Here is a 25804-nt window from a genome sequence, read left to right as displayed (position 1 = left end):
GTCCGGTGAGGCGTACGGGGCGGTCCGCCGGACGGACCGACACGGGCGAGGAGCCGACCGGGCAGCCCGCGGACCGGTCCGGGGAGCACCCGGCCGGCGCCACGGACAGCGTGCCCGGGTGGCTGGAGCGCAACGCCCGCGCCTTTCCCGACAAGCCGGCCGTGATCCACCCCGTCGGCCGCGGCTCCCGGTACGGCACCGTCTCCTACGGGCAGTTGCAGGAGACGGCCGAGGAACTGGCCCTCGGATTCGAGCGCGCCGGGATCACCAGGGGCACCAAGACGGTGCTGATGGCTCCACCCGGCCCGGAGCTGTTCGCGCTCGTCTTCGCGCTGTTCCGGGTCGGGGCCGTGCCCGTCGTCGTGGATCCCGGCATGGGTGTGCGGCGCATGCTGCACTGCTACCGGGCCGTGGGCGCCGAGGCGTTCATCGGGCCGCCCCTCGCCCAGCTCGTGCGCGTCCTGGGCCGCCGTACCTTCGCCGGAGTACGGGTCCCCGTCACCCTGGGACGGTTCCGGCTCGGCCGCGGTCACACGCTGGCCGCACTGCGCGCCGCGCCCGGAGCCGGCACCGGGAGCGGCACGCGCCCGGACGGGGCGCCGACGGGCGGGGACGACCTGCTGATGATCGGCTTCACCACCGGAAGCACGGGCCCGGCCAAGGGAGTCGAGTACACCCATCGGATGGCTCTGTCCATCGCCCGCCAGATCGAGGCGGTCCACGGCCGCACCCGTGACGACGTCTCCTTGATCACGCAGCCCTTCTACGGGGTGCTCGACCTGGTCTACGGCTCCACCCTGGTGCTCGCGCCGCTGGCCCCCGGCCGGGTCGCGCAGGCGGACCCGGTGCGGCTCGTCGATGCGCTGGAAAGGTTCCGCGTCACCACCATGTTCGCCTCGCCCGCTCTGCTGCGGAACCTGGCCGGGCACCTCACCGGCGCCGCCCGGGGTCGCCATCCGCTGCCCGACCTGCGCTGCGTCGTATCCGGCGGGGCCCCGGTGCCCGACGCGGTCGTGGCCGCGCTGCGCCGGGTACTTCGAGAGGAGGCACGGATCCACGTGACGTACGGGGCCACGGAGGTGCTGCCGATCACCTCGATCGAGGCGGCCGAGATCCTCGGCGAAGGCGACGGCCGCGACCGCGAACGCGGCGGTACCGCGGCCCGGGCCGCCGCGGGCGACGGAACGTGCGTCGGCCGGCCGGTCCCCGGCACCCGTGTGACCATCGTCCCCGTCACCGACGGCCCGCTCGCCCGCCTGGACCCCGCACACGGCCTGCCGGCCGGGCGCGTCGGCGAGATCCTGGTCCACGGCGACTCCGTCAGCCGGCGTTACCACCGCGCACCGCAGTGCGACGCCATGCACAAGGCGGCCGAGGAGCGCCCCGGAGGCGAAGCCCCGCGCATCTGGCACCGAACCGGTGACCTCGGTCGCCTCGACGACCAGGGGCGGCTGTGGTTCTGCGGCCGCGCCGCGCAGCGGGTGCGCACCGATTTCCGGGACCTGCACACCGTGCGCTGCGAGGGGGTCTTCAACGCCCATCCCCTCGTCCGGCGCGCCGCCTTGGTGGGCATAGGGCAGGCCGGTGCACAACGGCCGATCGTCTGCGTGGAGATCGAGACCGGGACGCAGGAGGCAGCGCTCGACGACAGCGGGTGGCGAGCGCTGGTGGCCGAGCTGCGCGCGATGGCCGAGGCGCACGCCGCGACGACCGGCCTCCGGGAGTTCCTGCGCCACCCCGGTTTCCCCGTGGACATCCGGCACAACGCCAAGATCGGCCGCGAGGAGCTGGCCCGCTGGGCCGAGCGCCAGCAGGTCGGGACCGCCCCCCTGTTCTCACGCGCGGGGCTCGGGAGCCGGGGGCGGGCGCTGTGAAGGTCCTGGTCACCGGAGCATCCGGATTCCTGGGCGGGCACTTGGTCGACGGCGCGCTGCGCCAAGGCCATCAGGTCCGCGCCCTCGTGCGGCCCGGCAGCGATGCCGTACGGCTGCGCTCCTTGGCCGGTGTCGAGGTCGTCACCGGCGATCTCGCCGACGTCGTCTCACTGGGGCGGGCGGCAGAGGGCTGCGAGGCGGTGCTGCACAGCGCGGCACGTGTCGTCGACCACGGCAGCCGCGCGCAGTTCGAGGCCGCCAACGTCACCGGCACGCTGCGGCTGCTGGCGGTGGCGCGGTCGGCGGGGGCGCGGCGGTTCGTGTTCGTCTCCAGCCCGAGCGCGCTGATGCGGGTGCGGGAGGGCGATCGCCTCGGCATCGACGAGAGCACCCCGTACCCGCAGCGGTGGTTCAACCACTACTGCGAGACGAAGGCGATCGCCGAGCAGTACGTACGGGCGGCCGACGGCCCGGAGTTCACCACCTGCGCGGTGCGTCCGCGCGGCATCTGGGGGCCGCGCGACCACGCCGGATTCCTGCCGCGCATGGTCGACGCCATGCGCTGCGGCCGACTGCCCGACCTGTCGGGCGGCAAGCGGGTCCTGGTGTCGCTGTGCCACGTCGACAATGCGGTGGACGCCTGCCTGCGGGCCGCCGTCGCCCCCGCCGGGCGGGTCGGCGGCAAGGCCTACTTCATCGTGGACCGCGAGGAGACGGACCTGTGGCCCTTCTTGGCCCGGGTCGGCGCCCTCTTCGGCTGCAGGCCGCCCTCCCCGCGCATCCCGCTCCGCCTCGGCCGCGGAGTTGCCGCGGCGGTCGAAGCGGGCTGGCACCTGCACCACCGGTCAGTCGGCAGGGGCAGGGAGCCGGACACGGGGCCGCCGCTGAGCCGCTACATGCTGGCGCTGCTGACCCGGTCGGCGACGTACGACACCACTGCCGCCCGGTACGACCTCGGTTACACGGCTCCGCGCACCCGGGCCGAAGGACTGCGCGCGCTGCACGAGTGGGTGACGGCGGGGGGCGGGGTCGCCGCCTGGACCGCCGGCCCGCCGGCCCCCACCGGCTCCCTCGCGCCGGCCCGCCCCGCGCCGCGCACCGCACCCGACCACACCGGACAAGGGGACACCCCGTCATGACATCCCGTCAGGCCGTCAATGAGGCCCATGAGGCCCATGAGGCCCATGAGGCCAATGCGGCCGATTCCGCCACCCGCTACCGGCGCCCGGTGTCGCCCACCGAGCGCCTCTACCTCGCCGCCGGGGACGCGCGGGGGGCCATGGCCCTGCGCATCGTCGTCGAGGGCGACGGCATACCCGACCGCGGACGGTTCCAGGCAGCCCTGGCACAGGCCGCCGAGGCATGCCCGGGGTCCTCGCTCGCGCGCGTCGGCTCGATGTGGAGCGCCGAGGGGCCGCCGCCGCGGGTGCGGTACGCCGACCCACGGGCCGGTGGGCCCGCCGACTCGAAGCGGCGGACGGTCGTGTTGCCCACCGGGCCCTCGCAGCGAGCAGAGCCGCCCGGCTGCGAGGTACTGATCGTGCCCGGCAGCAGCAGCAGCAGCGGCAGCGGCACCGGCACCGGCACCGGCGCGGACGGGACCGCGACCACTGTCGTCTTCAGCGCCTCGCACGCCGTGATGGACGGTCACGGCGCCCTGACCTGGGTACGGGAGGTCTTCCGCGCCCTGCGGGGCGAGGCCCCACGTGCCGCGCTCGATGCGGACACCGACGCCGCGCTGCTGCGCCGGCTCGGCAGCACCGGGCCGCGGGCCACGCCGAGGCCCGCCCGGCGTTCCCCGCTCGGCACGGTGGGCGGCAGCGGCCCGACCCGGACGCTGTGGCTGCGCCGTACCCTGCCCGGGCGTCATTCCGCGCTCACCGCCCGCCTCGCCCAGGCCCTGACCGACGCCGCACGGCTCGACACCCGCGTCATGGTGCCGGTCGACCTGCGCCGGCACCGACCCGGGATCGCGGCGACGGGCAACCTGAGCTTGCCGCTGTTCCTGGACCTGCGCCCCGGGGCCGACTGGACGGCCGCGCACACCCGCCTGCTGACCGACCTGGCCGAAGGCCGCGAGCTCGCCGCCGGATTCGAGACGATCCTGGCGCGGCTACCGTCGGCCGTCACCGCCGGTGTGCTGCGCACGGCCCAGGCCGTGGCGTTCCGCACCGACCGGCACCTCGCCTCGGCGGTCGTCTCGCACCTGGGCCGCCTGGACCTCGCCGAGTTCTCCGGCGGTGGTTTCACGGCGTCCGCGGCCTTCGCTCTGCCGGTGCACGCCCCGCTGGTGCCGCTCTCCCTGGTCGCCGCCGAGACCGGAACGTCGACGGAGACCGCAACGGCGACCGAGATCACGCTCGGCGTCCGCGGCACGGGCCCGGACCTCGCGGCTCGTGCGGCGGAGCTGCTGGACGCGACGCTGGCCGGCCTCGAAGCCCCGGCGGGGGCCCGCCGGGCCCGGCCGGACGTGGCGGCCCTCCGCCCCGCACCGCCAGCGGCCCCATCGGATGCGGCCGTCGCGGAGCCCACCGTCGTGGACGCCTTCCGTGCCCGGGCCGCCCGTACCCCCGGTGCGCCCGCTCTCGACGGGCCCGAGGGCGTGGTCACGTACGCCGAACTCGACCAGCGCTCCGAAGCGGTCGCGGTCGCGCTCGGGCGGCGCGGCATCGGACGCGGGGACCTGGTCGGCCTGGTCGTCGACCGCTCTCCCGCCGGAGTGTGCGCCCTGTGGGGCGTCCTCAAGGCGGGCGCCGCCTACGTACCGCTCGACCCGGCCCATCCCGGCGCCCGGATCAGGGAGATCCTCCAGAGCTGCGCCGCCGGGCTGTGCCTGACCCGGCGACACCTGGCCGAGGAACTCGCCCCGTTCGTGCCCGGGCCCCTGCTCGCCGTCGACGACCTCCTCGACGGTCCCGGCCCGGACGCGGACGTGCTGGACGCCGCCGCAGCCGGTGAAGCGGGACCCACTGCGCCGGCGGACGTGCGGCCCACCGCCGGGGACCTGGCGTACGTGATCCACACCTCCGGTTCCACCGGTCGCCCCAAGGGCGTGCAGATCGAGCACGGCAGCCTCATGGGCTTCGTCCGGTGGATGACCGGCGTCGGCCGGGTCACCGACCGCACCCGTTTCGGCTTCGCCTCCTCCTACGCCTTCGACATCTCCTGCTTCCCCCTCTTCCTACCGTTGCTGGCCGGCGGTACGACCGTCCTCGCGCCCGGCACCCCCTCGCCCGCCGTCCTGCGGGAGCTCGTCACCGAACACCGGGCGGACACCCTCGCGCTCACGCCCTCCCACCTCGCCCTCCTCGGGTCTGCGAGCAGCCACCCCGCGCGCTCCCTGCGCACCCTCCTGCTGGGCGGCGAGCCGCTCACCCCCGCCGCCGTACGGTCCGCACGCACCGCCTTCGGGACCGGATGCCGTGTGATCAACGTGTACGGGCCCACCGAAGCGACCGTCGCCGTACTGGCCCACACCGTGGACGGCAGCGAGAGTGGCGCCACCGTCCCGATCGGCCTCCCCGGGCCGTACGCCCGGGTCGACCTCGTCGGCGAAGACGGCGAGACCATCGGCAGTCGTCCGGGCGACACCGGCCGCACCGGCGAGATCGTCGTGCGCGGGATCCAAGTGGCCCGCGGCTACCTCGACCCCGTCGACACCCCATCCGTCGGCCGGCCTTCTTCCTTCACCACCGGCCCCGACGGCGTCCGCGCCTATCGCACAGGTGACCTCGGCCGTCGGCTGGCCGACGGCGCGATCGAGTTCGCCGGGCGCATCGACGACCAGGTCAAGATCGCCGGGCACCGCGTCGAACCGGCCGAAGTCGTCGCCGCCCTGGAGGGCAACACCGCCGTCCACCGGGCCGTCGTCGTGCCCCGCCGGCGCCCGCACTCCGCGTCGGCCGTGCTGTGCGCGTACGTGGTGCCGCACCCCGGCCACCTTGGAGCAGGCGCAGACCTGGCCCGTGCCCTGCGGGCCGAACTCGCCCGGAACCTGCCCGTCCACCTCGTCCCCGCCCACGTCGTCGTGGTCGACGCGCTGCCCGGCACGGTCAGCGGGAAGACGGATCTCGACGCCCTCCCCGACCCCTTCACCCACACGACGTCGAGCGCACCCTCCCCGGTCGACGACCCCTCTCCCGTCGACGAACCCTCTCCCGTCGAACCCTGGGCGGTCACTCTGGAGGGGCGCGTCAGGCACCACTGGGCGGAGATCCTCGGCGTCGACGCAGCGCGGCTGAGGGCGGACTCCGACTTCCACGCCCTCGGCGGCGATTCCCTGGCCCTCGTCGAGATGCTCGCCGCCGTCTCCTCGGACCTGCTGACCCCCGACCAGGCCCAGCTGTTCACGCGCCGCCTGGACTGCCTGGTGCGGAACCTGACGCTCGAACAGGTCTGCGACCACCTGGCCGTCGCCCGCGAGGGGGCCGCCGCATGATCTTCGTCGGAGAGGGGGCCCTGCTGCGCCGCGCCGTCACCCACTGCGCCACGCGCGGCCACCCGGTCGACCTGGTCTGCTCCGCCGATCCGCTGGATGCCGCTGCCGCCGACGCGCCCCACCTGGCGGTGGCGGACATCAACGCCCACGCCGCCGTGCTGGCCCGCGCCTGCACCGACGGAATCGTCTGGTCGCTCAACAACCGGCAGATCTTCCGGGAGCCGCTGCTCCGCGCCGAAGGCCTCCGCATCCTCAACATCCACAACGGGCTGCTGCCCCGGCACCGCGGCCTGCCGTCCGTAGCCGTCCTGTTCGCCCTGCTGAACGGCGACACGGAGTACGGTGCCACCGCCCACGAGGTCGACGCCGGCATCGACACCGGTCCGGTCCTGGCCGAACACCGCTTCCCCGTCGGGCCCGAGGACCGCTACCACCAGGTCATGCTCCGCGGAATCCGGGCCTGCCACACGCTGTTCGAGCAGATCCTCCCGGCCGTAGCCGCCGGAACGACGCAACCCGCACCCGGTGCGGGAGCGGGACCGTCCGCCTACTACGGCCGGCGCGCCCTGGACCGGATCACGGCCTACCGAGACCACCCCGCCTACGCCCGGGCCACCGACCTCGGCCCCTTCGCCGCCCACGCCCACGAGCTCGCCCGAGCGCTACGGCCGTCCCGGTCACCCTGACGGACTCCGGCCCGCGGGCGTGACTCCGGTGGGGGCCCCGGGGTGGATCCGGGGCCCCCACCCGTCGGTCCGCAACGCCCAGCCGTTCAGGTCTGGCATTGCCTCGTGGATGCGGGGGACCAGCCGCTCCAGGCAGCGCCGTCGGCGCGAGCGTGCACGCGGACTTCGACCTTCACGGGGCCGCACACCCTCGTCGTGCTCCCCACCTCGACGGGGCCGATGGCCTCGCCGGCCCGGACGTAGGAGCGACCGCTGCCCACTTTCTCCCAGTGACCCCCGTCGACCACGCGGAAGAACGCCTCGTAAGAGACGTTCAGTCCCTTCGGTCCCGTGTTCCGCGCCTTGATGTACGCCGTGATCTCCCGGGTCGGGAACTCGCCGACGGATCCACGCTGGGCACTGATGCAGCCGTTGATGGCCACACGGCCGGTCGACACGCCTCCGCCACAAGCGACTGCTGCAGCGTGTGCGTTGGTCGGGACCGTCAGCACGGTCAGCACGGCTGCTCCCAGGACCGTTCCCGTACGCCTCATGTGCAACGTTCCACACCTCTCTTCGAGCCCGTCTCCCTTGAACAGACCACGGCTCGCTCCGGGATTCGACGTCCCGTCGACCTTTTCCCCCGAATGGCTGCACGACCGGTGCCCGCCGGCGATCACCAGCCCGGCCGGCCCCGGTGGCGCAAGGGGGTCAGGGGGTCAGGGGGTCGGGTGTCGTGGGGCGCTGGCCACCCCGGACTCCCGCCCGCTGAGCTCGCAGTCCAGGGTTTCCTGGGCGATGCGCATCGATTCCGCGTACTTCGGCTGGGACATCCGCTGCCAGGCGCGGTCCGCCGCGATGTCCTCGACCCGGCTCATCACCCACCAGATGTTGCCGAACGGGTCGCGCACCCTCCCACCCCGGTCACCCCACGCACTGTCGGCGGCCTCGGTGACGACCGTCGCCCCGTGCGCCACGGCGGCGGCCATGGCGGCGTCCGCGTCGGGGACGTAGAGGCGCAGCAGCGCGGGCATCACGGGCCAGTCGGGCCGACGGTCGAAGGCCAGGACGACCGTGTCACCGATGCGGATCTCGCCGTGGCCGATGGTGCCGTCTTCGACGGGCACCCGGGCGAGCTCTTCGCCGTCGAACGCCGCGGTGATGAAGTCGAGCAGTGCGCCGGTGTCGTCGGTGACGACCCACGGTGCAACGCTGGTGTAGCCCTCGGGCGCGGTGTGCTTCATCAGTACGTCCCCTCTGCCGGCTCTTGCTGACGTGGCCACAGTACGACCGGACTAGGTCAGGTACCGTCCTAGTTCCTCCATCAGCTGGGGTGCCCCTGCCTCACGTGCCCGACTTGCAGAGCTGCGATGCCAGGGTGGCTGCCGCGCCGGCGTTGTAGCCCCTCTCGCACTCCGGGTCCAGGGGGCGGCGACACCCGGCTTCGGAGGTTCCTTCTTGCAGTCCTCCTTCGCGTCGGCGAGTCCCTGCCGGAAGCCCTTGCGGTACTGGGCCTGGGCGTCCTTCTGCTCGGCCTCCTTGACCGTGCCACAGGTGACCGGGGGCTCTCCCTCCTGCTTCGCGGTGATCGGGCCGATGTTGGAGTTCGCTATGGCCGTGAACGTGCCCTGCGCGCCCACTACTGTCGTGGCCGAGCCGCTCTTGACCGAGAGCGTCAAGGGTTCTCCCGGCTTGAAGCCCCGCCCCTTGACGTCGAACGACACCCCGTTGGCGCTCTGCGACACGCTGCACGAGGCAGCGGGCACGTCCGCTCCGGCCGTGCTCTGCAGGAACGCCGACGAACCCGGCACCAAGGACGACAGGGCGCACGCTGGCGAGCGGGCGCGGTGGTCGGGCCGGGCGCGCCGCGGGCGACGGCGCGGTGTCGCGGCCCGCTCCTACACCAGGTCCGGCTTCCAGATGACGCGGTCGGGATAGACGTGGGCCGTGGGGGAGAGCTCGTACGAGCCCCCGTTCGACTCCTGCGCCACCACCCAACCCACCGCCTGGTACGCGAAGGGCGTCTTGTCCCGGGGGACGGTGCACTCTTCGGGATCCGTGATGACGGCCCCTCCGGCCGGGACGTCCAGGGAGCGGGTGCCCGGCTGCTGCGGACAGGGGTGGAACGCGGACAGTCGTGCGTACTCCAGGCGGATCCTGACGGCGGATGCCGTGCCGCCTCCATTCGTGATCTTGAGGGCGAAGGAGATGCGTTCCGGTCCCACCCGCGTGCACACCCGCCAGGTGATCGCCTCCGGGCCGGGGAAGGGGGAGCTGCACCGGCTGTCCTCCCCGAGGGTCCCCTTCTCCAGGTCCAGGATCTTGGTCGCCTCCGGCCTTGCCGGCGGACCACCCACAGCGGCAGCGTTCGAGGACGCGCGTTCGGTCCCGGAACGGGATCCTGCCGCAGGACCTCCCTGCTCGTCGGCCGGGAGCAGCAGGGCTGCGGTGGCGAGCACGGTCGCCGTGGCGGCCACGGCAGCCGCGCCACCCAGGGCTTTCGCCCACACCGGCTGCCCGCGCCACGAAGGCCCGTGCCGCTCAGGCCGCGAGCCCTCGGGTAAGGCGGCATCTGCCAAGGCGGCATCCGGTAGGGCGGCATCCGCCAAGGCGGCATCCGGTAGGGCGGCATCCGCCAAGGCGGCATCGGGTAGCGCCGTCTCGGGCAGCGCGGCCTCCGCTCCGTTCACCCCCCGACCGGTCGCGGCCGCTGTGGACTGCCCGAGCAGGTGTGCTTGGGCAGCGACCCTCCACCCGCCGGGAAACCTCCGCTCCAACTGGGCCTGAACCAGATCGATCCGCTCACCGAGGCGCATCAGCCGCTGGGCGCGTGCGCCTTCCAGGCCCAGGGCCCGGACGATGTCGCGGGAGACGCCCCGGCCCGGCAGGCCCGCACCGCCGCTCGTGACGATCCTGCGGCCGCTCAGCCACTTGGAGACCCGGGACGGGGTAACCGTCCCCCGCCGCGTCAGCTCGGTCATCCTGCCGGCGAGCTGCTGGTGCTGAACTCCCGCGGCGCGGCAGGCCTCCCTGACCGCCCCGGCCCACTCGTCCAGCGCGTCCCCGAACTCCGCGATGAGTTCCTCGTTCGTGCTTCCCACCCTGTAGATCCCTCTCCCACTTGCACGTCGACGCCGGATCGCGCAGGTCAGGCGGGTGCAAGTTGCCCTGCAACATGCACCCGCCCCGATCGCCTGGCCTCCCGTTCATCGGGCCCGGCACTGTGATTCTGACGGCGCGACCACCCCGCCGTGATCCCCAACTCCCTTAGTCACGAGAGAGGAACACGTCATGATCGGATCGAGCATCCACGATCGACGCACGTGCTCGGCCTTCCTGGCTGCAGCGCTGCTCGGCGCCCTGACCCCCGCTCTGCTGCCCGCCACGCAGGCAGAGGCCGCGCCGCCCGGCCGTGTGTGCCTGTTCCAGGACCGGGAGGGCGCCGGGGGAGCGGGCCACGTGGCCTGGGCCATCCGTGACCCGAAGGACTCCGGCCACTGGATCTGGGGCGCCACCGAAGGGCCCGCCAACGGCACGTACGTGCCGGCCGGCTCCTCGAACGGCAGCTGGATCAAGGGCGGTACCTGGAAGCAGTTGCGCGCCAGCATCAGCCTGGCCCGCTACGACAACTACCGGTGCACCAACACCGCCGGCGGGAACCTCAAGGCCGCGCAGCAGACGTACGGACGGATGAAGGCCAACGGCTACGCCGTGTTGACGAACAACTGCCTCACCAAGTCCCTGGAGATCTTCCGCAGCTTCGCGCCCGCACTCACCGGGTCCTCGCTGCCCGAGGGCAGGACCACGCCCAACGACTACTTCGAGAACTCGCTGGACGGTGCGCGGGGCTGGGAGGCCGTCCGCTCCTACTGAGCCGCCCGGCCGCTACCCGTCCATCCACCGACCAGTGCGTACGACCACCACGAGAGGAACGACCGGCATGTGCCAGCGATGCAAGGGCGACGGCAAGTGCACCACCTGCGGCGGCTCCGGATTCCGGGGCTGGAGCGGGGCCAAGTGTGACAGCTGCCGGGGCAGCGGCGACTGCAAGGCGTGCGACGGCCGCGGCTGAGCGCAGCCGACCGGGCGGGAGGGCGCTCCGGCTCCTTCCCGCCCCCACACCCCTGCTGACACCCCTGCACACCCTCGACAAGGAGGTTCATCGATGTCCACCTGGCTGATCCTCATGGAGGAAACGGTCACGACCGACGGGTCGGCAACGACGCGGCAGGTCACGACCGTTCGCCCGCTCAGCGGAAACAGGACCAGGGAGGAGGCGCTCGTCGAGCTGTTCAAGGCGGCCCGGAGCCACGTACCCGACTCCTTGCGGTCCACCGCGCGCATGGCCTGGCGTGACGCGGACGGGTCCTTCTGGATCCTGCCGAGGAACGCGAACGGCAAGGTCCACGCTTCCTGCAACATCCGGCTCGTCGAGCAGATACGTCCCTGAGCAGTCCCGTACTGCCGTGCCCCTCGTACGCCGGCATCACGGCCGGTCGTACGAGGGGGTCGGCATGGTCCATACCTCCGCCGCCGGGCGGGTCGGGCGCGCGCCGCCGTTCCTCCGGGCACGCGGCGCCGACGTGCGCCGCGGATCGCCTGCGCCGAGAGTGGAGGGACCGAGTGTAGAACCGGCGGGCCGGCGGTACCGCGCGAAGGAGGCCACATGGCGCGACACCAGCCGGGGGAGGCCGGGCGGGGACCATCGGGCGGCGACCGGCACGGTGGGAGCCGCTCGGCCCCCTCCGGTCGTGGCGCGCCGGAGATCCCCTCGCCGGGCGTGCCCGCGACCGTGCCCGCGACCGTGGTCCTCGTGACGGGCGTGGCGGGGTCGGGCAAGTCCACGGTGGCGCGCCTGCTGGCCGACCGGCTCGGCTGGGCCTACCAGGACGCCGATGACTTCCACGCCCCGGCCGACCTTGCCAGGATGGCGGCGGGGGAGGCCCTGACGGACGAGGAAAGACGCCCCTGGCTCACCGCGGTCGCGGCATGGATCGACCGGCGGACCGCTGCGGGGAAACCGGCCGTCGTCGCGTGCTCCGCGCTCAAGCGCGCCTACCGCGACCAGCTGGTCCACGGGCGCACCGACGTACTGCTGGTGTACCTGCACGGTTCACGGGAGCTCATCCGCTCCCGGCTGCTGGCGAGACACGGCCACTTCTTTCCCGCGCGGCTGCTCGACAGCCAGTTCGCCGATCTCCAGGAGCCGGAGCCCGACGAACACGCCTGCGTGGTGGACGTCGACCGGCCGCCCCAAACCCTGGTCTCCGCCGTCGTGGCCCGGCTCGCCGCCGGCACGGAGGTCGCCCCCACCGCACTCACCGAGGAGCCGTACATGCCCCCCACAGCGTCCGGAGAACAGTGGCGGCTGCGCCACGGCGCCCACGAGGCGGTGGTGGTCGAACTGGGCGGCGCGCTGCGCCTCTACGAAGTGGGCGGGTGGCCGCTGCTCGACGGGTTCGCCGCCCACGAACACATCACCGGAGGCCGGGGACAGCTTCTCGTGCCCTGGCCGAACCGGGTGGGAGCCGGACGCTACGTCTTCGGGGGCGAGGACCTGCAACTCCCGCTGACCGAGCCGGAGAACGGCAACGCGATCCACGGACTCCTGAGATGGGTACCATGGCGGCTGCTCGCCCGCGGCGAGGATGCGGTCATGGTGGGCACCACCCTCTTCCCGCAGCCCGGATACCCGTACCGGCTGGAGGTCACCGCCGAGTACCGGCTCGGCCCGGACGGGCTCGAAACCACCGTCACCGCCACCAACACGGGGGACACGGCCGCGCCCTACGGCGTGGGCCAGCACCCCTACCTGACCGTGGGCACCGACGTGGTGGACACCGCGCTGGTGACCGTGCCGGCCCGCTCGCGCCTGCGCACCGACGAGCACGGACTGCCGGCGGGGGAGGAGCCGGTCGAAGGGACGGCGTACGACTTCCGAGAGGCCCGGCCCATCGGCGGGGAACGACTGGACACCGCGTACACGGGCCTCGACCGGGACTCCGCCGGCCACTGCGTCGTCCGCCTGGCGCACCCGTCCGGGCAGCACGGCATCGACGTACGCCTCGTCGAGGGCGTCCGGTACGTGCAGCTCTACACCGGGGACACGTTGGCGGAGCCCGGGCGGCGCCGGCGCGGCATCGCGATCGAGCCGATGTCCTGCCCGGCCGACGCCTTCCGCAGCGGTACGGCGCTCACCGTCCTGGAACCGGGCGGCACCCACGTCTTCCGCTGGGGCCTGGCCCCGTGGGGCATCCGGTGAGCCCGGGCGGAGGGCCGTCGACGCCCGGGCCCATGACCGGTGACGAGTTCCGTGCCCTGTACGAGGAGCTGCGCGAGCGGACCCCGCGCGCTCCCGACGACCGGCGCGGCACGCTCGGCCACCTGACCCCCGAGTGCGTGGTGGCCGCCACCGCCGAAGTCCGCTCCGGGCTCACGGTGTCGCTGGCCGCGCCCATCGAAACGCTGCCCGGACCGGACAACCCCGACCCCGCCCGCCATACGATGATCGCCCCCGTGGCCGGTGGGGCCACCGCCGACGGGCTGCACTTCGCACGCGACCGGTTCGCGATGAACGTGCACGGGGACGCGGACAGTCACCTCGACGCGTTGTGCCACGTGCTCTTCGACGGGGAGCTCTACAACGGCGTGCCGGCCGGCAGCGTGACGCCCGAGGGCGCCCGCGAGCTCTCCGTCGAAGTCCTCCGGAACGGTGTCGTCGGCCGTGGCGTGCTCCTGGACGTCCCACGGCTACGGGGCGTGCCGTGGCTGGAGCCGGGGGAACACGTGGGCGCCGGTGACCTGACCGCGGCGGAGGAGGCCCAAGGGGTGCGGGTGCGGTCGGGGGACATGCTGTTCGTGAGGGTGGGGCACCGCCCTCGGCGCGAGGAGCGCGGCGCGTGGGAGGCGGCCCGGGCCCGGGCCGGACTCCACCCCACGGCCGTACGGTACCTCGCCGAGCGGCAGGTCTCGGTCCTGGGATCGGACGGCAACAACGACACCGCCCCCAGCCCGGTGGCGGGGATCGGCTTTCCCGTGCACGTCCTGACGATGCACGCCATGGGACTGCCCCTGATGGACTACCTGCAGTTCGAGGAGCTGACCCGGGCATGCGCCCGTGCAGGCCGATGGTCGTTCCTGTGCGTGGTCGCGCCGCTCAGGCTCCCGGCGGCCACCGGCTCTCCCGTGAACCCGGTTGCCGTTCTGTGACGGCCGTGCGGGAGCCCCGTCCGGTCGCCGTTCGAGGCGAGGAAGGATACGTTCGAAACGGTGGGGTGGCTGCCGTGTCGCGGCGGCGCGCAGAGAGAGGCCCGCCGAAGGGGCGCGGCCCACGAGCGCAAGGACGGTGGTCGCGGTGGGCGACTCCCCGCACTACGACGTCGTCACCATCGGTTCCGGCGCCGGCGGCGGCACGCTCGCGCACCGGCTCGCTCCGTCCGGCAAACGGGTGCTGATCCTCGAACGGGGCGACTACCTCCCCCGTGAGCGGGACAACTGGGAGTCCACCGCCGTATTCGTGAAGGCCAAGTACCGTGCCCCGGAGTTCTGGCTGGACGAGCACGGCAACCAATTCCCGCCCGAGGTGAACTACTACGTCGGCGGGAACACCAAGTTCTACGGCGCCGCCCTCTTCCGGCTGCGGCCCGAGGACTTCGGGTAGCTGCGCCACCACGGCGGGCTGTCGCCGGCCTGGCCGATCCGCTACGAGGACCTGGAGCCGTACTACACCGAGGCCGAGCACCTCTACAAGGTCCACGGCCGCCACGGCGAGGACCCGTGGGAGGGGCCGTGGAGCGCCCAGTACGCCCACCCTCCGGTCAAGCACGAGCCGCGGATCCAGCAACTGAGCGACGACCTCGAAAAGCGGGGCCTGCACCCGTTCCACCTGCCCATCGGCGTCGACCTGTTGCAGGACGAGGACGGACGGGCCACCAATTCCAGCGTCTGCATCCGCTGCGACCGCGTGGACGGCTTCCCCTGCCTGGTGCGCGGCAAGTCGGACGCCCAGGTCATCTGCGTGGAGCCGGCGCTGCAGCACCCCAACGTCGAAATGATCACCAACGCCCGGGTGGTCCGACTGGAGACCGACCCGACCGGACGCAGCGTCAGCAGGGTGGTGACCCGCGGTGAGGACGGGGTCGAGGACTCCTACTCCGCGGACATCGTGGTCGTCGCCTGCGGCGCCGTCAACTCGGCGGCGCTCCTCTTGGCCTCGGCCGACGACCACCATCCCCGCGGACTGGCGAACAGCTCCGACGTGGTCGGCCGGCACTACATGCGGCACAACAATCTCGCCCTGATGGCGGTCTCGAAGGAACCCAACCCCACCAGGTTCCAGAAGACCCTGGCCCTGCACGACTGGTACCTGGGCGCCGACGACTGGGACTACCCCCTGGGCGGCATCCAGATGCTCGGCAAGTCGGACGCCGAACAGATCCACGGCGAAGCCCCCCGCTGGGCGGGCGCCGTGACCCCGGACATGCCCTTCGAGGTCCTGGCCCACCACGCCGTCGACTTCTGGCTCTGCGGCGAGGACCTTCCGCTCCCCGACAACCGGGTCACCGTCGACGGCGACGGCAGCATCCGACTCGTCCTCGACGAGAGCAACAACATCGAGGGGCTGAAGCGGCTGCGGCACAAGCTCCAGCACATGCTGGGCCACCTGGGCATGAACGAGCACCAGCTCCTCTCGCACAGCATCTACCTCCACAAGGGCATGCCGATCGGTGCCACCGCACACACGGCGGGCACCGTCCGGTTCGGTGACGACCCGGCCACCTCCGCCCTGGACGTGAACTGCAAGGCCCACGATCTCGACAACCTGTACGTGGTCGACACGAGCTTCTTCCCGAGCATCGGCGCCGTCAATCCGTCCCTCACAGCGATCGCGAACCTGGGCCGGGCCGGGGCCGACGTGGTCGTGAACTACGTTGCCGACGCGGACGAAGCGGCGAAGGTGGTCGAGGAGATCGCCTCGTTCGGCGTCCGAGCCGCCGCGTACGAGTCGGACGTCTCCCAAGAAGACCAGGTCGTGGCCATGATGGACCGGATGGTCCGGGAATTCGGCACGATCGACATCCTGGTCGCCAACGCAGGACTGCAGCGGGACGCCCCGTTCGAGGAAATGACGCTCGCCCAGTGGCAGAAGGTGCTGGACGTCAACCTCACCGGCCAGTTCCTCTGCGCGAGGGAAGCGACGAAGGAGTTCGTGCGGCGCGGTGTCGTCCCGGAGGTGTCCCGCGCGGCGGGGAAGATCATCTGCATGAGCTCCGTCCACCAGGTCATTCCCTGGGCGGGTCACGTGAACTACGCCTCCTCCAAGGGCGGCGTGCAGATGTTGATGGAGGCCCTGGCCCAGGAACTCGCCCCCAAGAAGATCCGCGTGAACGCGATCGCTCCCGGAGCCATCAAGACGCCGATCAACCGCAACGCCTGGGAGGCGCCGGAGGCCCGCACGGACCTCCTCCGGCTGATCCCGTACGACCGCATCGGCGAGCCCGAGGACATCTCCCACGCAGCCGTGCTGCTCGCCTCGGACCTCATGGACTACGTGGTGGGCACCACGCTCTTCGTGGACGGCGGGATGACCCTGTTCCCCGGCTTCGCCACCGGCGGCTGACCCTGCGCCGGCCCGTCGCCCCGAGCGTGACGTCTTCGGCATCGGGTTCGGCGTCGAGGCCTGGGCGTTTACCGAAGCGTCCGGGCGGCCTCAGTCCTGCTGCGTACGGTTCAAGGTGTCGTCCAGGGTGATGGCCGCATCGATGAACGCCAGATGGGTGAACGCCTGCGGGAAATTGCCGAGTTGCCTTCCCGTCAGCGCGATCTCCTCCGAGTACAACCCCAAGTGGTTGGCGTACGTCATCATCTTCTCCAGCACGAGCCTGGCCTGGTCGGTCCGCCCGGCTCGGGCCAGGGCGTCGACGTACATGAAGGTGCACAGGGAGAAGGTCCCTTCCGAGCCGCGCAGACCGTCGGGCGAAGCTTCGGGGTTGTAGCGGTAGACCAGGCTGTCGGTGACCAACTCCCGGTCCATGGCGTCCAAGGTGGATGACCACATCGGGTCGTCGGGGGTGATGAAACCCACCGTCGGCATGCGCAACAACGCCGAGTCGAGCACCTCGCTCCCATAGTGCTGGACGAAGGCCTTGCGCTCGGGGTCCCACCCCTCGGCGAGGATCTGCTCGTAGATGCTGTCGCGTTCGGCGGCCCAGCGATCGCTCTCCGCCGGTCGGCCGTGGGCGACCGACAGGCGCAGCGCCCGGTCGAACGCGACCCAGGACATCACGCGGCCGTAGGTGAAGTGCTGGCGCCCGCCGCGGGTCTCCCACAGCCCCTCGTCGGCCTGGTCCCAGTGGTCCACGAGCCACTCAAGCAGGGTGCGCAGTTCCGACCAGCCCCGGACGTCGAGGTGGATGCCGTGCTGGTGGGCGAAGGACATGCTGTCCAACGCCTCGCCGTAGATGTCAAGCTGCAACTGGGTCGCCGCGCCGTTGCCTATGCGGACCGGGGCGGACCCCTGGTAGCCCTCCCAGTGGTCCAACGTCTCTTCGTAGAGGTCGGAGGAACCGTCCACCCGGTACATGATGTTGAGCGGCCCGGTGTCCGTGTCCCGGCCGGCCTGCTCCTTCACGCGATCACCCAGCCAGTTGATGAACGCCCTCGCCTCCTCCGTGAATCCCAGGCCCAGCAGGGCGTACACGGAGAAGGACGCGTCACGGATCCAGGTGAACCGGTAGTCCCAGTTCCGCTCGCCGCCCAACTGCTCCGGCAGGCCGGCCGTGGGAGCCGCCACCAGGGCGCCGCTGGGGGCGTACGTCATCAGCTTCAGCGTCACGGCCGAGCGCTCCACCGTTTCGCGCCACCGACCCGTGTACCGGGACTGTCGCAGCCACGTCCGCCAGTAGCGCCGGGTCTCGTCGAACAGCTCCTGGAACTCGGCGACGCGGATTTCGCGCGGCGGCCCCACTGCGGCCGACTCCATGACCACGCCCCGCTGTTGACCCGCCTCCAGTGACAGGTCCAGCCGCAGGTCGTGATCTCCGGTGACGGAGTGCGCCAAGTGTTCGTCCTGCGGCTCCCGCACCACGCTGAGAGTGAGTTGCAGGTCGTCCGAGGCGAACACCGCCCCGTTCTCGGTGATGTTCAGGGAGTGCTGTTTGCGGCCGTAATCGAACCGCGGAGCGATCTCGACCTGGAAGGTGATGGTGCCGCGAACGCATCGGAGCATGCGGACCAGGCAATGACGGTCGGTGGCCGTCTCCCCGGTCACCGGCATGAAGTCGACGACCTCGCCCGCACCGGACTCGGTCATGAAGCGCGTCACGAGAATTGCGGTATCAGGCAAATACAACTGCTTCGTGGTATAAGCGCTTCCCGTTGGTCTGACACTGAAATGCCCGCCCTTCTCCCAGTCGAGAAGAGCCCCGAACACGCTGGGGGAGTCGAAACGAGGACAGCAGAACCAGTCGATCGTTCCGTCCGTGGTCACCAGCGCCGCGGTCTGCAGGTCACCGATCAGGCCATGGTTTTCGATCAGCGGATAGTCAGTCATGGGAGAACCCTTTCAGACGCCACCCAGTCAGCTTAAGTGCGGGATTCCTCCCGAGCCCGTCGATCGCCCCGCCGCACCTGCGGGCACCGGGGAGCGGCTCTATCATGGGAAAGCGTGAACTGCACGGTCAGGCCGCTGAGCCGCTTCGCACCGGGAAATCATGGGAGCCGATGATGATGTCCTGGGCGGCACGGTTCCGGTTGAGGCAGCACGCCAAGGCCAGCCTGTGGATCGTCCCCCTCATCGGACTCCTCCTGGGGGCGTTGCTCGCCGAATGGGCCGCCGGCGTGGACGGAACGGACGGGCTGCCGGGCGACTGGCAGTACTCAGCGACGACCGCGAGCAATGTGCTCAGTTCCGTCGTCGGAGCCATGATCGCGCTCCTGGGTTTCGTCGTCACCATCGGTGTCCTCGTCATCCAGCAGGCGACGGGCACGTTGTCCCCGCGCTACATGCGCCTGTGGTACCGCGACCGGCTGCAGAAGGCCGTGCTGGCCACGTTCACGGGAACCTTCGCCTACTCCTTCTCCCTGCTGCGGAAGATCGAATCGGACTCCGTACCCGATCTCGGGGTGACCCTGTCCGGCGTGGCCGTCTCCGTCAGCCTCATGCTCCTGCTCATCTACCTCAACCGGTTCACCCACAACCTCCGGCCCGTGGCCATCGCCGACCTGGTGGGACGCCTGGGCGCGAAGGTGGTGCTCCAAGGGACGGAACGCATCCGTCGCTCCGCGGCAGCCGAAGGGGCCTCGCTGCCGTCCGGTGGACCGGTGACCCGCATCCGGTGCGAACCCGGCGGAGTCCTCCAGGCGTTCGACGTGGCGGGGTTGGTCGCCGCTGCCGTGCGCCACGACTGCGTCCTCGTCACGGCCCACCAGGTCGGCGACTTCGTTCCGCCCGGCACCACCCTCGTGGAGGTCCACGGCCCCACGCGGCCCGACCCGCGGCGCGTGGCGGGCCTGTTCGCCCTCGGAACCGAGCGCACCATCGAACAGGACCCCGCCTTCGCCCTGCGCATCCTCGTCGACATCGCCATCCGGGCCCTCTCGCCCGCCGTCAACGACCCCACGACCGCGGTGCAAGTGCTCAACCACATCGACACGTTCCTGCACGTGGTCGGACAGGCCCGACTCGGTGCCCGGTACGTCCTCGCCGACAGCCAGGGTCGGCCGCGGCTGGTGGTGCCGGGCCGTGGCTGGGAGGACTACCTGCAGCTCGCGGTCACCGAGATCCGTGAGTACGGGGCTACCTCCCCGCAGGTGTGCAGGCGGCTCCGCGCGATGCTGGAGGGCCTGCTCGAATCCCAGCCGCCCGAACACCTGCCGGCGCTACGTGCGGAGCTCGCCCTCCTGGACGATTCCGTCCGGCGGACGTTCGCCGACCCCGCGCGCCGCGCCGCGGCGAACACGACCGACCGGCAGGGCCTCGGCGGCGGGCGGCACCCCGGCCCTTGATCGCAGTGGTGCGCAAGGTGTTGGGCAACACTGCGTACGTTGAGTAGACGAGTGCGCGCGTTATGCAACCACGGGTGTTCGGGCGGTCGTGATCTCGCCGGCCGTTCGGTGAACCCGTGAACTGCGCAAGGAGTCAGCTGATCACGTCCACCCCTGTCGTCGACGTCTGGGGCCCGGTCGCCCCCGGGGCCCGCTCCTCGTACCCGCCCGCGCCGGAACCGCACGACGAGTGGAACCTCGCAGGCGGTACCGCCTGCGTCTACTACAGCCCGCTGAACCGCAGGCAGCCCATCAGGCCCGTCATCGTCTCCGACGGCTTCTCGGCCGGGTCGTGCAACCTTGACCAGCCGTGGCACGGCCTGGAGGAGAACGGCGACTACCGCTTCGTCTCCGAACTCCACGCGACGGGCTGGGACGTGATCATCCTCGGCTACGCCGACCGGACGGCGTCGATCGCGGACGACGCCGACACCGCCGTCGATTGCATCCGCCGGGCCGTCGCCGAGCGGGTGGGCCGGGCGAAGCTGGCCGTGGGCGGCTTCAGCGTGGGCGGAATGGTCACCCGTTACGCGCTCGCCAAGATGGAGCACGACCCCGGGCTCCCTGACCACGAGACGTCCCTCTACTTCTCCACCCGCGTGTTGTCCGGACTGCTCAACAGCCCCGCCGCGAAGCAGATGGCCCGGTGGCACATCGAGAAGGCCGACGACGCCCCGCAGCGGCGCCGGAGCGGGTGGAGTTCCTCCAGAAGCTCGACGAGCTGGGGGGATGGCCGCGCGACGTCCGCGAGATCGGTGTCGCCAACGGAGTGGCCACCGGCGCCGGCAGCGGCGTCCAGGTCGGCGCGACCGCGGTGAAGTGCGAAGGCGGAACGCTGCACGACACGTGGCTCAAGACCCAAGCGGTCGGGGCGCAGGTCGTCGCCAACCTGCAGAAGACGGGCGAAGACCCGACCTCGGTGCGCACCAGCGGGCTGCCCGACATCGACGGCGCTCCCGGGGGCCTGTTCACCATGCCGTCCCCTGAGGGCGACCCGGGCAGCTTCGGCCCGGCCGGTCTCCTCATGGCCCTTCTCGGCAACACCGTGGACCCGGACGTCATCCGCACGTCCTGCTTCATCCCCAGCATCAGCGCCGTCGCCGCCGCGAACATGTGAACGAGATCATCGCGACCGGGTGACCGTAGGGGTGGGCGGGCCGCACCGACGGGCCCGCCCACCCCGGGCCTGCGTGCCGGAAGGCGCCGTTCGGGTCAGGGACGGGCGCGCGTGGTGGTGAAAGTCGGGCTGCTTGCGATCGTGGCGGTCGCCGCGGGGGTAGATCGTCCCGGCAACGACCGCCCCCGGCAGCCACAGAGGAGTCAGGCATGTACGCAGCAGTCCGGCGGTACGAAGGGGTGACCGATCCCGCCGAGGCGGCACGCATCGTGCGGGAGGGCTTCGTGCCGCTCATGCGCGAGGTCCCCGGCTTCGTGGCCTACTACTGGCTCGATGCGGGCGACGGCGTGATGGTCTCGACCAGCGTCTTCCAGGACCGGGCCGGGGCCGAGGGGTCGATCGCGACGGCTGCGGACTTCGTGCGGGACAACCTCGCGTCACTGCTCCCGACCCCTCCTCAGGTCCTGGCCGGGGAGGTCGTGGCCGCCGCGTAGCCCCCGGGCTCCCGTGCGCAGCGCACCGCCTGCACGGCTTCCGCTGACCCGTCGGAACGCGAGCGCCTTCGCGGAATGCCGGTACCGGGGGTTGAGGCACGCGCCCGGGTGGAACCGTTGGAAGGGACGAGGGGGAGGTTGACATGGGGGGAACTGCTCGCCGTTGGGCGGTCGGAATCGGGTCCGCGTTCGTCGTGTTCTGGCTGTGCCTGTGGCTGGTCCGGGCCGTGTCCTTCGGCTGGCTGCCCAAGGCGGAAGCGGACCGCTGGGCAGTGGCCGGGGCCTTCGCGGGGGCCATGGCCGCAGCCGTGGGCGGGCTGACGGCGTGGTGGGCCGGCCGCGGAACCCAGGGCGGGGCCGGCGCAGGCCCCGACGAGGGAACGGTGCGGCAGCAGGCCCGGGCTGGCGGGGAAGCCGAGGTGGAGCAGGTCGCGGGCACGCTGGGCCGGCAGGCCGCGCAGCATCGGCGCCCAGGCCGGAAGAAGGTGTCGCAGAAGGCGAAGGCCTCCGATCAGGCGAAGATCAGGCAGGTGGGCGGCGATCGGATTCCCTAGCCGGGACGAGGCTGGCGACCGGCAGGGCGAACCGCCGGCCCTGCGGCGGAAGGTGCCGCAGAAGGCCCAGGCGTCCGGAGGAAGTTCGGTGTACCGGCGGGTGACCTCTGCGTGGTCAGCGGGGCGCCCCGACCGGCACCGCAGGCCCTGGCTGCGTCCCTCGCGGAACTCGATGCCGCCTGGAACCCCGGGTTGATCACGGGCGTGCTCCGGCTGGCCCGGCCCGGCGATCCGCGGCCGGCCGCCGAGCCGGAGGGCGTGGACGCGCTCGTGGCGGCCTACGGGCGGCTGCCACTGGCGCTGCGGGTGGCCGCCGCGCTACTTGCCTCCGAGCCGGGCTTGCCGATGACCGCGGCCGGCTGTCGCAGCTCGTCTTCGACGGCGGGAATGATGGGGACGGCGGGAGGGACGGGGGTGGGGCGGGCGACTCGCTGGCGTACGGGCGACCTTCGAGCTCTCCTACCGGCGGCCGCGCCCCGACCTCGCCCGCAAGCTCCTTCCGCTCACGGTCAACCCCGGCTCCGGCTTCTCCACCGGGACGGCTGCCGTCCTGACCGGGTACACGCTCCGCGAGCCCGCCGGGCCCTGGCCGGGCTGGCCGCCCACAGCCTGCTGCCGGAGCATCCCGTCGGCGGAAACGCCTTCAACGCCCTCGGGCCGGCCCTGCCGGACCTGCGCCGGTTCGACGGGGTCGTCGGGGTACTGACCGAGGCCGCGGAACCTTGCGCGGACGACCCCGGCTCGGAGGGCACGGCGCCGACCAACCCCGGCCGGGTGCCGGCCGCTGCGGACCGCTCCGAGGCAGCCGTCCGCGCCTACGAACGAAGGTTGCTCAGCCCGACGGGACGGTACGAGCGGACCGTCGAGGCCCACACCGGGGACGTGGAGATCTGCCGGGGGCAGCACCACCGCCACGGGGAGGCCAGGGAGGCCACCGCCCTGTTCCGAACACCCTCGGCACGGCCTACCGGCTCGCCGAGCTGTTCGGCGCAACCGGGGACCGCGAGTCCGCAGCGGGGGCCGAAGGCCGCCGGGCCACCGCGCACGCCGCCGCGGAGAGCACCGACGCGGGGTGAGGCGGACGGCACTTCGGAGTTCGGCGTGGCGTGATCTTCCCGGCCGGAAACCCGCTGTCACGGGGCCTCGATCAAGCCGTAGGAATGAGCTGCCGTTCCCGACATGCAGTTTTCAGAACCAAGGAGACCACTATGACCCGTTTGCGTACCACCACCATGGCTCTCGCCGGTGCCGCGGCGATGTTCGCATTCACAGCCGCTCCCGCCCAGGCCGCCCCCGGAGACGTGACCACGACCTGCGCGAACACCGCCACCCCCGCCGGCTACGTCGATGTCAACTGGGGCTACAGCGCGAGCTGCGGCACCCAGAACTTCTCCCCGAACATCAAGCAGATCAAGCAGCTCACCGGCCTGCCCGTGGGCACCGTCGTCCAGGCGTGCGGCTCCACCTACTACCCCGCCGGCTGGGTCCAGACCGCCTCGTACTACAGCAACAGCTGCGTCGCCTTCCCGAACTCCGGCTTCAACAACAACGCCTGGACCCTGAAGCGCGTCTCCTGACCCTCGACTCGCCGCGCCCGCCCTGCGGTCGGTCGTCGCGCGACCGGGGCTGGCGCGGCCGTCCGACGGGACCGATCGATTCCGCACACTGCCTTGAGCCGTGCATCGGAGTGGCCTGCGGCGCCGTTGATGGCGTGGCTCTCGTGACGCCCGCATCCACTGCCTAAGGTCGGCTGGAGCAGGCCGGCACGAGACACGGCCGGCCGGTCCGGAACAGGTGGGTGAATCGTGGAACGCACCACGACCGAGTCGCACGCAGCCGAGCCCCCGGCCCCTGTCGGCCGGATCCGGCAGCGGCTGACCCGGCGGCTTCCCCGGCGCCTCGCCGCCCTCACCGGCCTCGCCTTCCCGCCGCGCACCGGCGCAGCCGAGTAGCGCCCGCCGGGCACCGGGGCAAGGCGGTGACGCGGACCTGCCCCGCCGGAAGGGGTGGGTCGTTGAGGTCGGACGTGCCACGTCGTGGTCCGGTCGGTGGGGATGGACCGCCCGATGCCCGTGCCACCACCAGCCCCAGCCCGTGCGACCGGTGGTCCGATCGGGCCGGACTCCGAGGAGACGATGCACATGCCAGCCGGACAGCCCGCCGAGCCCGCCGAAGGCGCCGAGGGCGCTACAGCGCCGAAGGACCCGCTGGCGATCGTCCGCAGCCGCGGTTACGTGTCGGTGTTGGTGATCTCGGCCCTGCTCGGCATCCCGATTTCGGCCTGCGCGTTCGGCTTCCTCGCCCTGGTCTCCGAACTCCAGTCGCTGCTCTACAAAGACCTGCCCAAGGGCTTCGGCTTCCACGGCACCCCCGACTGGTGGGCGATTCCGCTGCTCGGAGTGGCCGGTGTACTGGTCGCACTGACGATCCGGTACCTGCCCGGCGGCGGCGGCCACAAGCCGGCCGAGGGCCTCAAAACCGGCGGCACGCCATCGTTCGCGGCGGTGCCGGGTGTTGCGATCGCCGCGATCGCCTCGCTCAGCCTGGGTGTCGTCCTCGGCCCGGAGGCCCCGCTGATCGCGCTCGGCGGCGGGCTCGCCGTCGGCGCCGTCAGACTCCTCAAACGCAATGCCCAGCCCAGTGCCGCCGCCCTGATCGGCGCGGCCGGCAGCTTCGCGGCCATCAGCGAACTGCTGGGTTCACCGCTGGTCGGCGCCTTCCTGCTGATGGAGGCAACAGGAATCGGCGGCCCGATGATGGGCGTGGTGCTGGTGCCGGGCCTGCTCGCCGCGGGCGTCGGCTCGCTGATCTTCACCGGCCTCGGCGCCTGGACCGGTCTCGGCACCTACTCGCTGGCGTTGACCCATGTGCCGGCCGCCGGCCGGCCCTCCCTCGCGGAGTTCGCCTGGGCGATCGTGGCGGGCGCCATCGCTGCACTCCTCGGCGAAGCGATCCGCCGTTCCTCGGTCGCCCTGCAAGGCCGGGTCGAGCGCCACCGGCTGCCGCTCACCGTCCTGATGGGCCTCGCCGTCGGCGTGATCGCGCTGCTGTACGCGGTGATCACCGAGCAGCCGGCCACCGGGGTGCTGTTCTCCGGGCAAGACGCACTCGCCCCGCTGCTGGCGGACAGCGCCGGCTACACCGCGGCGACCCTGATCGCCCTGCTGGTGTGCAAGTCACTGGCCTACTGCGCCTCGATGAGCGCCTTCCGCGGCGGCCCGGTCTTCCCCGCCCTGTTCACGGGCGCGGTCGGCGGCCTCGCGCTCTCCCACCTGCCCGGCCTGGGAACCACAGCCGGTTTCGCCCTCGGGATCGGCGCGATGGCGGTGGCGATGCTGAAACTGCCGCTGACCTCCGTCATGCTGGCCACCCTGCTCCTCGGCGCGGACGGTCTGACCGTGATGCCGCTGGTGATCGTCGCCGTCGTGGTCGCCTACGTCGGCACGCTCCGGCTCACCCGGCTCCCCGCGGGGCCGCCGCCCGGAGCGCGACCCCGGCCGACAGCGCCCGCCGCGTAGCCGCCGCCCCGGCGGTCGCCGAGCTGCTGCTGTACCCGGGCCCGGGGAACGCCCCGCGCGGAGAGGGCCTCGCTTCGGGGGCGTTCGGGGGCGTCGGCGT

The 25804-nt window shown here is 72.2% G+C and carries 23 protein-coding genes and 1 pseudogene; 19 read left to right on the top strand and 5 right to left on the bottom strand.

The window, feature by feature from the left end; translation table 11 throughout:
- The first annotated feature begins 5 nt into the window (after window positions 1–5).
- Genes OHA65_RS02335 through OHA65_RS02320 form a run of 4 tightly spaced genes read left to right on the top strand, consistent with a single transcriptional unit; the run spans window position 6 to window position 6998 of the window.
- Window positions 6–1874, top strand: coding sequence for a fatty acid CoA ligase family protein (locus tag OHA65_RS02335; protein WP_405760981.1), 1869 nt, complete (start codon window positions 6–8; stop codon window positions 1872–1874).
- Window positions 1871–3013 carry an NAD-dependent epimerase/dehydratase family protein gene (locus tag OHA65_RS02330; protein WP_405760978.1) on the top strand — a complete coding sequence of 381 codons (1143 nt, stop codon included), beginning with the start codon at window positions 1871–1873 and terminating at the stop codon, window positions 3011–3013. The genes OHA65_RS02335 and OHA65_RS02330 overlap by 4 nt, the downstream gene beginning before the upstream one ends.
- Window positions 3010–6312: an amino acid adenylation domain-containing protein gene (locus tag OHA65_RS02325; protein WP_405760976.1), complete on the top strand. Its 3303-nt coding sequence runs from the start codon at window positions 3010–3012 to the stop codon at window positions 6310–6312. Before OHA65_RS02330 ends, OHA65_RS02325 begins: the two co-directional genes overlap by 4 nt.
- Window positions 6309–6998 (top strand): formyltransferase family protein, encoded by a 690-nt coding sequence (locus OHA65_RS02320; RefSeq protein ID WP_327281365.1) that lies wholly within the window; start codon window positions 6309–6311, stop codon window positions 6996–6998. Before OHA65_RS02325 ends, OHA65_RS02320 begins: the two co-directional genes overlap by 4 nt.
- Window positions 6999–7084: 86 nt before the next feature.
- On the opposite strand, the gene OHA65_RS02315 is transcribed toward OHA65_RS02320, so the two are convergent.
- From OHA65_RS02315 to OHA65_RS02300, 4 genes are all read right to left on the bottom strand, one after another.
- Window positions 7085–7531 (bottom strand): hypothetical protein, encoded by a 447-nt coding sequence (locus OHA65_RS02315; RefSeq protein ID WP_327281364.1) that lies wholly within the window; start codon window positions 7529–7531, stop codon window positions 7085–7087.
- A 165-nt stretch (window positions 7532–7696) separates the two neighbouring features.
- A complete protein-coding gene (locus tag OHA65_RS02310) occupies window positions 7697–8221 on the bottom strand; it encodes a VOC family protein (protein WP_328761316.1) in 525 nt (174 codons plus the stop codon).
- Between the two features lie 51 nt (window positions 8222–8272).
- Window positions 8273–8743 carry a hypothetical protein gene (locus OHA65_RS02305; RefSeq protein ID WP_405760973.1) on the bottom strand — a complete coding sequence of 157 codons (471 nt, stop codon included), beginning with the start codon at window positions 8741–8743 and terminating at the stop codon, window positions 8273–8275.
- Window positions 8744–8875: 132 nt separating this feature from the next.
- Complete coding sequence (locus OHA65_RS02300) at window positions 8876–10078, bottom strand: hypothetical protein (RefSeq protein WP_405760970.1); 1203 nt, start codon at window positions 10076–10078, stop codon at window positions 8876–8878.
- A 190-nt stretch (window positions 10079–10268) separates the two neighbouring features.
- Here OHA65_RS02300 and OHA65_RS02295 point away from each other — a divergent pair, with 190 nt between their 5' ends.
- The 7 genes and pseudogenes from OHA65_RS02295 (at window position 10269) to OHA65_RS02265 (ending at window position 16596) form a co-directional block, all read left to right on the top strand.
- Window positions 10269–10850, top strand: a complete 582-nt coding sequence (locus OHA65_RS02295) for a Tat pathway signal protein (protein WP_327281360.1) — start codon at window positions 10269–10271, stop codon at window positions 10848–10850.
- Window positions 10851–11142: 292 nt separating this feature from the next.
- Window positions 11143–11427: a hypothetical protein gene (locus OHA65_RS02290; RefSeq protein ID WP_327281359.1), complete on the top strand. Its 285-nt coding sequence runs from the start codon at window positions 11143–11145 to the stop codon at window positions 11425–11427.
- 216 nt (window positions 11428–11643) lie between these two features.
- Window positions 11644–13239, top strand: a complete 1596-nt coding sequence (locus tag OHA65_RS02285) for a gluconokinase, GntK/IdnK-type (protein ID WP_327281358.1) — start codon at window positions 11644–11646, stop codon at window positions 13237–13239.
- A gap of 32 nt (window positions 13240–13271) precedes the next feature.
- Entirely contained in the window at window positions 13272–14186 is a 915-nt protein-coding gene (locus tag OHA65_RS02280) for a cyclase family protein (protein ID WP_327281357.1), read from the top strand.
- A gap of 145 nt (window positions 14187–14331) precedes the next feature.
- Window positions 14332–14637 (top strand): NAD(P)-binding protein, encoded by a 306-nt coding sequence (locus OHA65_RS02275; RefSeq protein ID WP_328761305.1) that lies wholly within the window; start codon window positions 14332–14334, stop codon window positions 14635–14637.
- Window positions 14638–14940: 303 nt separating this feature from the next.
- Window positions 14941–15855, top strand: a pseudogene (locus OHA65_RS02270) (GMC oxidoreductase); the annotation flags it as partial.
- On the top strand, window positions 15832–16596 hold the full coding sequence (locus OHA65_RS02265; RefSeq protein ID WP_328765113.1) for an SDR family oxidoreductase: 765 nt from the start codon (window positions 15832–15834) through the stop codon (window positions 16594–16596). The pseudogene OHA65_RS02270 and the gene OHA65_RS02265, both read left to right, overlap by 24 nt.
- 90 nt (window positions 16597–16686) lie before the next feature.
- On the opposite strand, the gene OHA65_RS02260 is transcribed toward OHA65_RS02265, so the two are convergent.
- Window positions 16687–18528 (bottom strand): glycoside hydrolase family 15 protein, encoded by a 1842-nt coding sequence (locus tag OHA65_RS02260; RefSeq protein ID WP_327281356.1) that lies wholly within the window; start codon window positions 18526–18528, stop codon window positions 16687–16689.
- A 104-nt stretch (window positions 18529–18632) separates the two neighbouring features.
- On the opposite strand from OHA65_RS02260, the gene OHA65_RS02255 reads away from it, so the two are divergent.
- The 8 genes from OHA65_RS02255 to OHA65_RS02220 all read left to right on the top strand — a co-directional run bounded on the left by OHA65_RS02255 (window position 18633) and on the right by OHA65_RS02220 (window position 25704).
- Window positions 18633–19982 (top strand): DUF2254 domain-containing protein, encoded by a 1350-nt coding sequence (locus OHA65_RS02255; RefSeq protein WP_329312409.1) that lies wholly within the window; start codon window positions 18633–18635, stop codon window positions 19980–19982.
- Between the two features lie 116 nt (window positions 19983–20098).
- On the top strand, window positions 20099–20839 hold the full coding sequence (locus tag OHA65_RS02250) for an esterase/lipase family protein (protein ID WP_405754314.1): 741 nt from the start codon (window positions 20099–20101) through the stop codon (window positions 20837–20839).
- The gene (locus OHA65_RS02245) at window positions 20791–21138 is read left to right on the top strand and encodes a hypothetical protein (protein WP_405754312.1); all 348 of its coding nucleotides are present in this window, start codon (window positions 20791–20793) and stop codon (window positions 21136–21138) included. Before OHA65_RS02250 ends, OHA65_RS02245 begins: the two co-directional genes overlap by 49 nt.
- A 209-nt stretch (window positions 21139–21347) precedes the next feature.
- A complete protein-coding gene (locus tag OHA65_RS02240; protein ID WP_327281353.1) occupies window positions 21348–21632 on the top strand; it encodes a hypothetical protein in 285 nt (94 codons plus the stop codon).
- 143 nt (window positions 21633–21775) lie between these two features.
- Window positions 21776–22186: a hypothetical protein gene (locus OHA65_RS02235; protein WP_327281352.1), complete on the top strand. Its 411-nt coding sequence runs from the start codon at window positions 21776–21778 to the stop codon at window positions 22184–22186.
- 1208 nt (window positions 22187–23394) lie between these two features.
- On the top strand, window positions 23395–23763 hold the full coding sequence (locus OHA65_RS02230) for a hypothetical protein (protein ID WP_328761297.1): 369 nt from the start codon (window positions 23395–23397) through the stop codon (window positions 23761–23763).
- A 228-nt stretch (window positions 23764–23991) separates the two neighbouring features.
- The gene (locus OHA65_RS02225) at window positions 23992–24138 is read left to right on the top strand and encodes a hypothetical protein (RefSeq protein ID WP_327281350.1); all 147 of its coding nucleotides are present in this window, start codon (window positions 23992–23994) and stop codon (window positions 24136–24138) included.
- Window positions 24139–24327: 189 nt separating this feature from the next.
- Window positions 24328–25704, top strand: coding sequence for a chloride channel protein (locus OHA65_RS02220; protein ID WP_328761296.1), 1377 nt, complete (start codon window positions 24328–24330; stop codon window positions 25702–25704).
- Window positions 25705–25804 lie beyond the last annotated feature (100 nt).

Source organism: Streptomyces sp. NBC_00045 (assembly GCF_045041095.1).
In the GTDB taxonomy this organism is placed as follows: domain Bacteria; phylum Actinomycetota; class Actinomycetes; order Streptomycetales; family Streptomycetaceae; genus Streptomyces.
This window is presented reverse-complemented; position numbering and strand designations above follow the sequence as displayed.

Excerpts from the sequence above, each read along its gene's own strand:
- OHA65_RS02310 (WP_328761316.1), bottom strand. The coding sequence starts at position 8,221 with ATGAAGCACACCGCGCCCGAGGGCTACACCAGCGTTGCACCGTGGGTC.
- OHA65_RS02280 (WP_327281357.1), top strand. The coding sequence starts at position 13,272 with ATGACCGGTGACGAGTTCCGTGCCCTGTACGAGGAGCTGCGCGAGCGG.
- OHA65_RS02255 (WP_329312409.1), top strand. The coding sequence starts at position 18,633 with ATGGGAAAGCGTGAACTGCACGGTCAGGCCGCTGAGCCGCTTCGCACC.
- OHA65_RS02295 (WP_327281360.1), top strand. The coding sequence starts at position 10,269 with ATGATCGGATCGAGCATCCACGATCGACGCACGTGCTCGGCCTTCCTG.
- OHA65_RS02325 (WP_405760976.1), top strand. The coding sequence starts at position 3,010 with ATGACATCCCGTCAGGCCGTCAATGAGGCCCATGAGGCCCATGAGGCC.
- OHA65_RS02285 (WP_327281358.1), top strand. The coding sequence starts at position 11,644 with ATGGCGCGACACCAGCCGGGGGAGGCCGGGCGGGGACCATCGGGCGGC.
- OHA65_RS02235 (WP_327281352.1), top strand. The coding sequence starts at position 21,776 with ATGGGGGGAACTGCTCGCCGTTGGGCGGTCGGAATCGGGTCCGCGTTC.
- OHA65_RS02260 (WP_327281356.1), bottom strand. The coding sequence starts at position 18,528 with ATGACTGACTATCCGCTGATCGAAAACCATGGCCTGATCGGTGACCTG.
- OHA65_RS02290 (WP_327281359.1), top strand. The coding sequence starts at position 11,143 with ATGTCCACCTGGCTGATCCTCATGGAGGAAACGGTCACGACCGACGGG.
- OHA65_RS02240 (WP_327281353.1), top strand. The coding sequence starts at position 21,348 with ATGTACGCAGCAGTCCGGCGGTACGAAGGGGTGACCGATCCCGCCGAG.
- OHA65_RS02220 (WP_328761296.1), top strand. The coding sequence starts at position 24,328 with ATGCCAGCCGGACAGCCCGCCGAGCCCGCCGAAGGCGCCGAGGGCGCT.
- OHA65_RS02230 (WP_328761297.1), top strand. The coding sequence starts at position 23,395 with ATGACCCGTTTGCGTACCACCACCATGGCTCTCGCCGGTGCCGCGGCG.
- OHA65_RS02315 (WP_327281364.1), bottom strand. The coding sequence starts at position 7,531 with ATGAGGCGTACGGGAACGGTCCTGGGAGCAGCCGTGCTGACCGTGCTG.
- OHA65_RS02320 (WP_327281365.1), top strand. The coding sequence starts at position 6,309 with ATGATCTTCGTCGGAGAGGGGGCCCTGCTGCGCCGCGCCGTCACCCAC.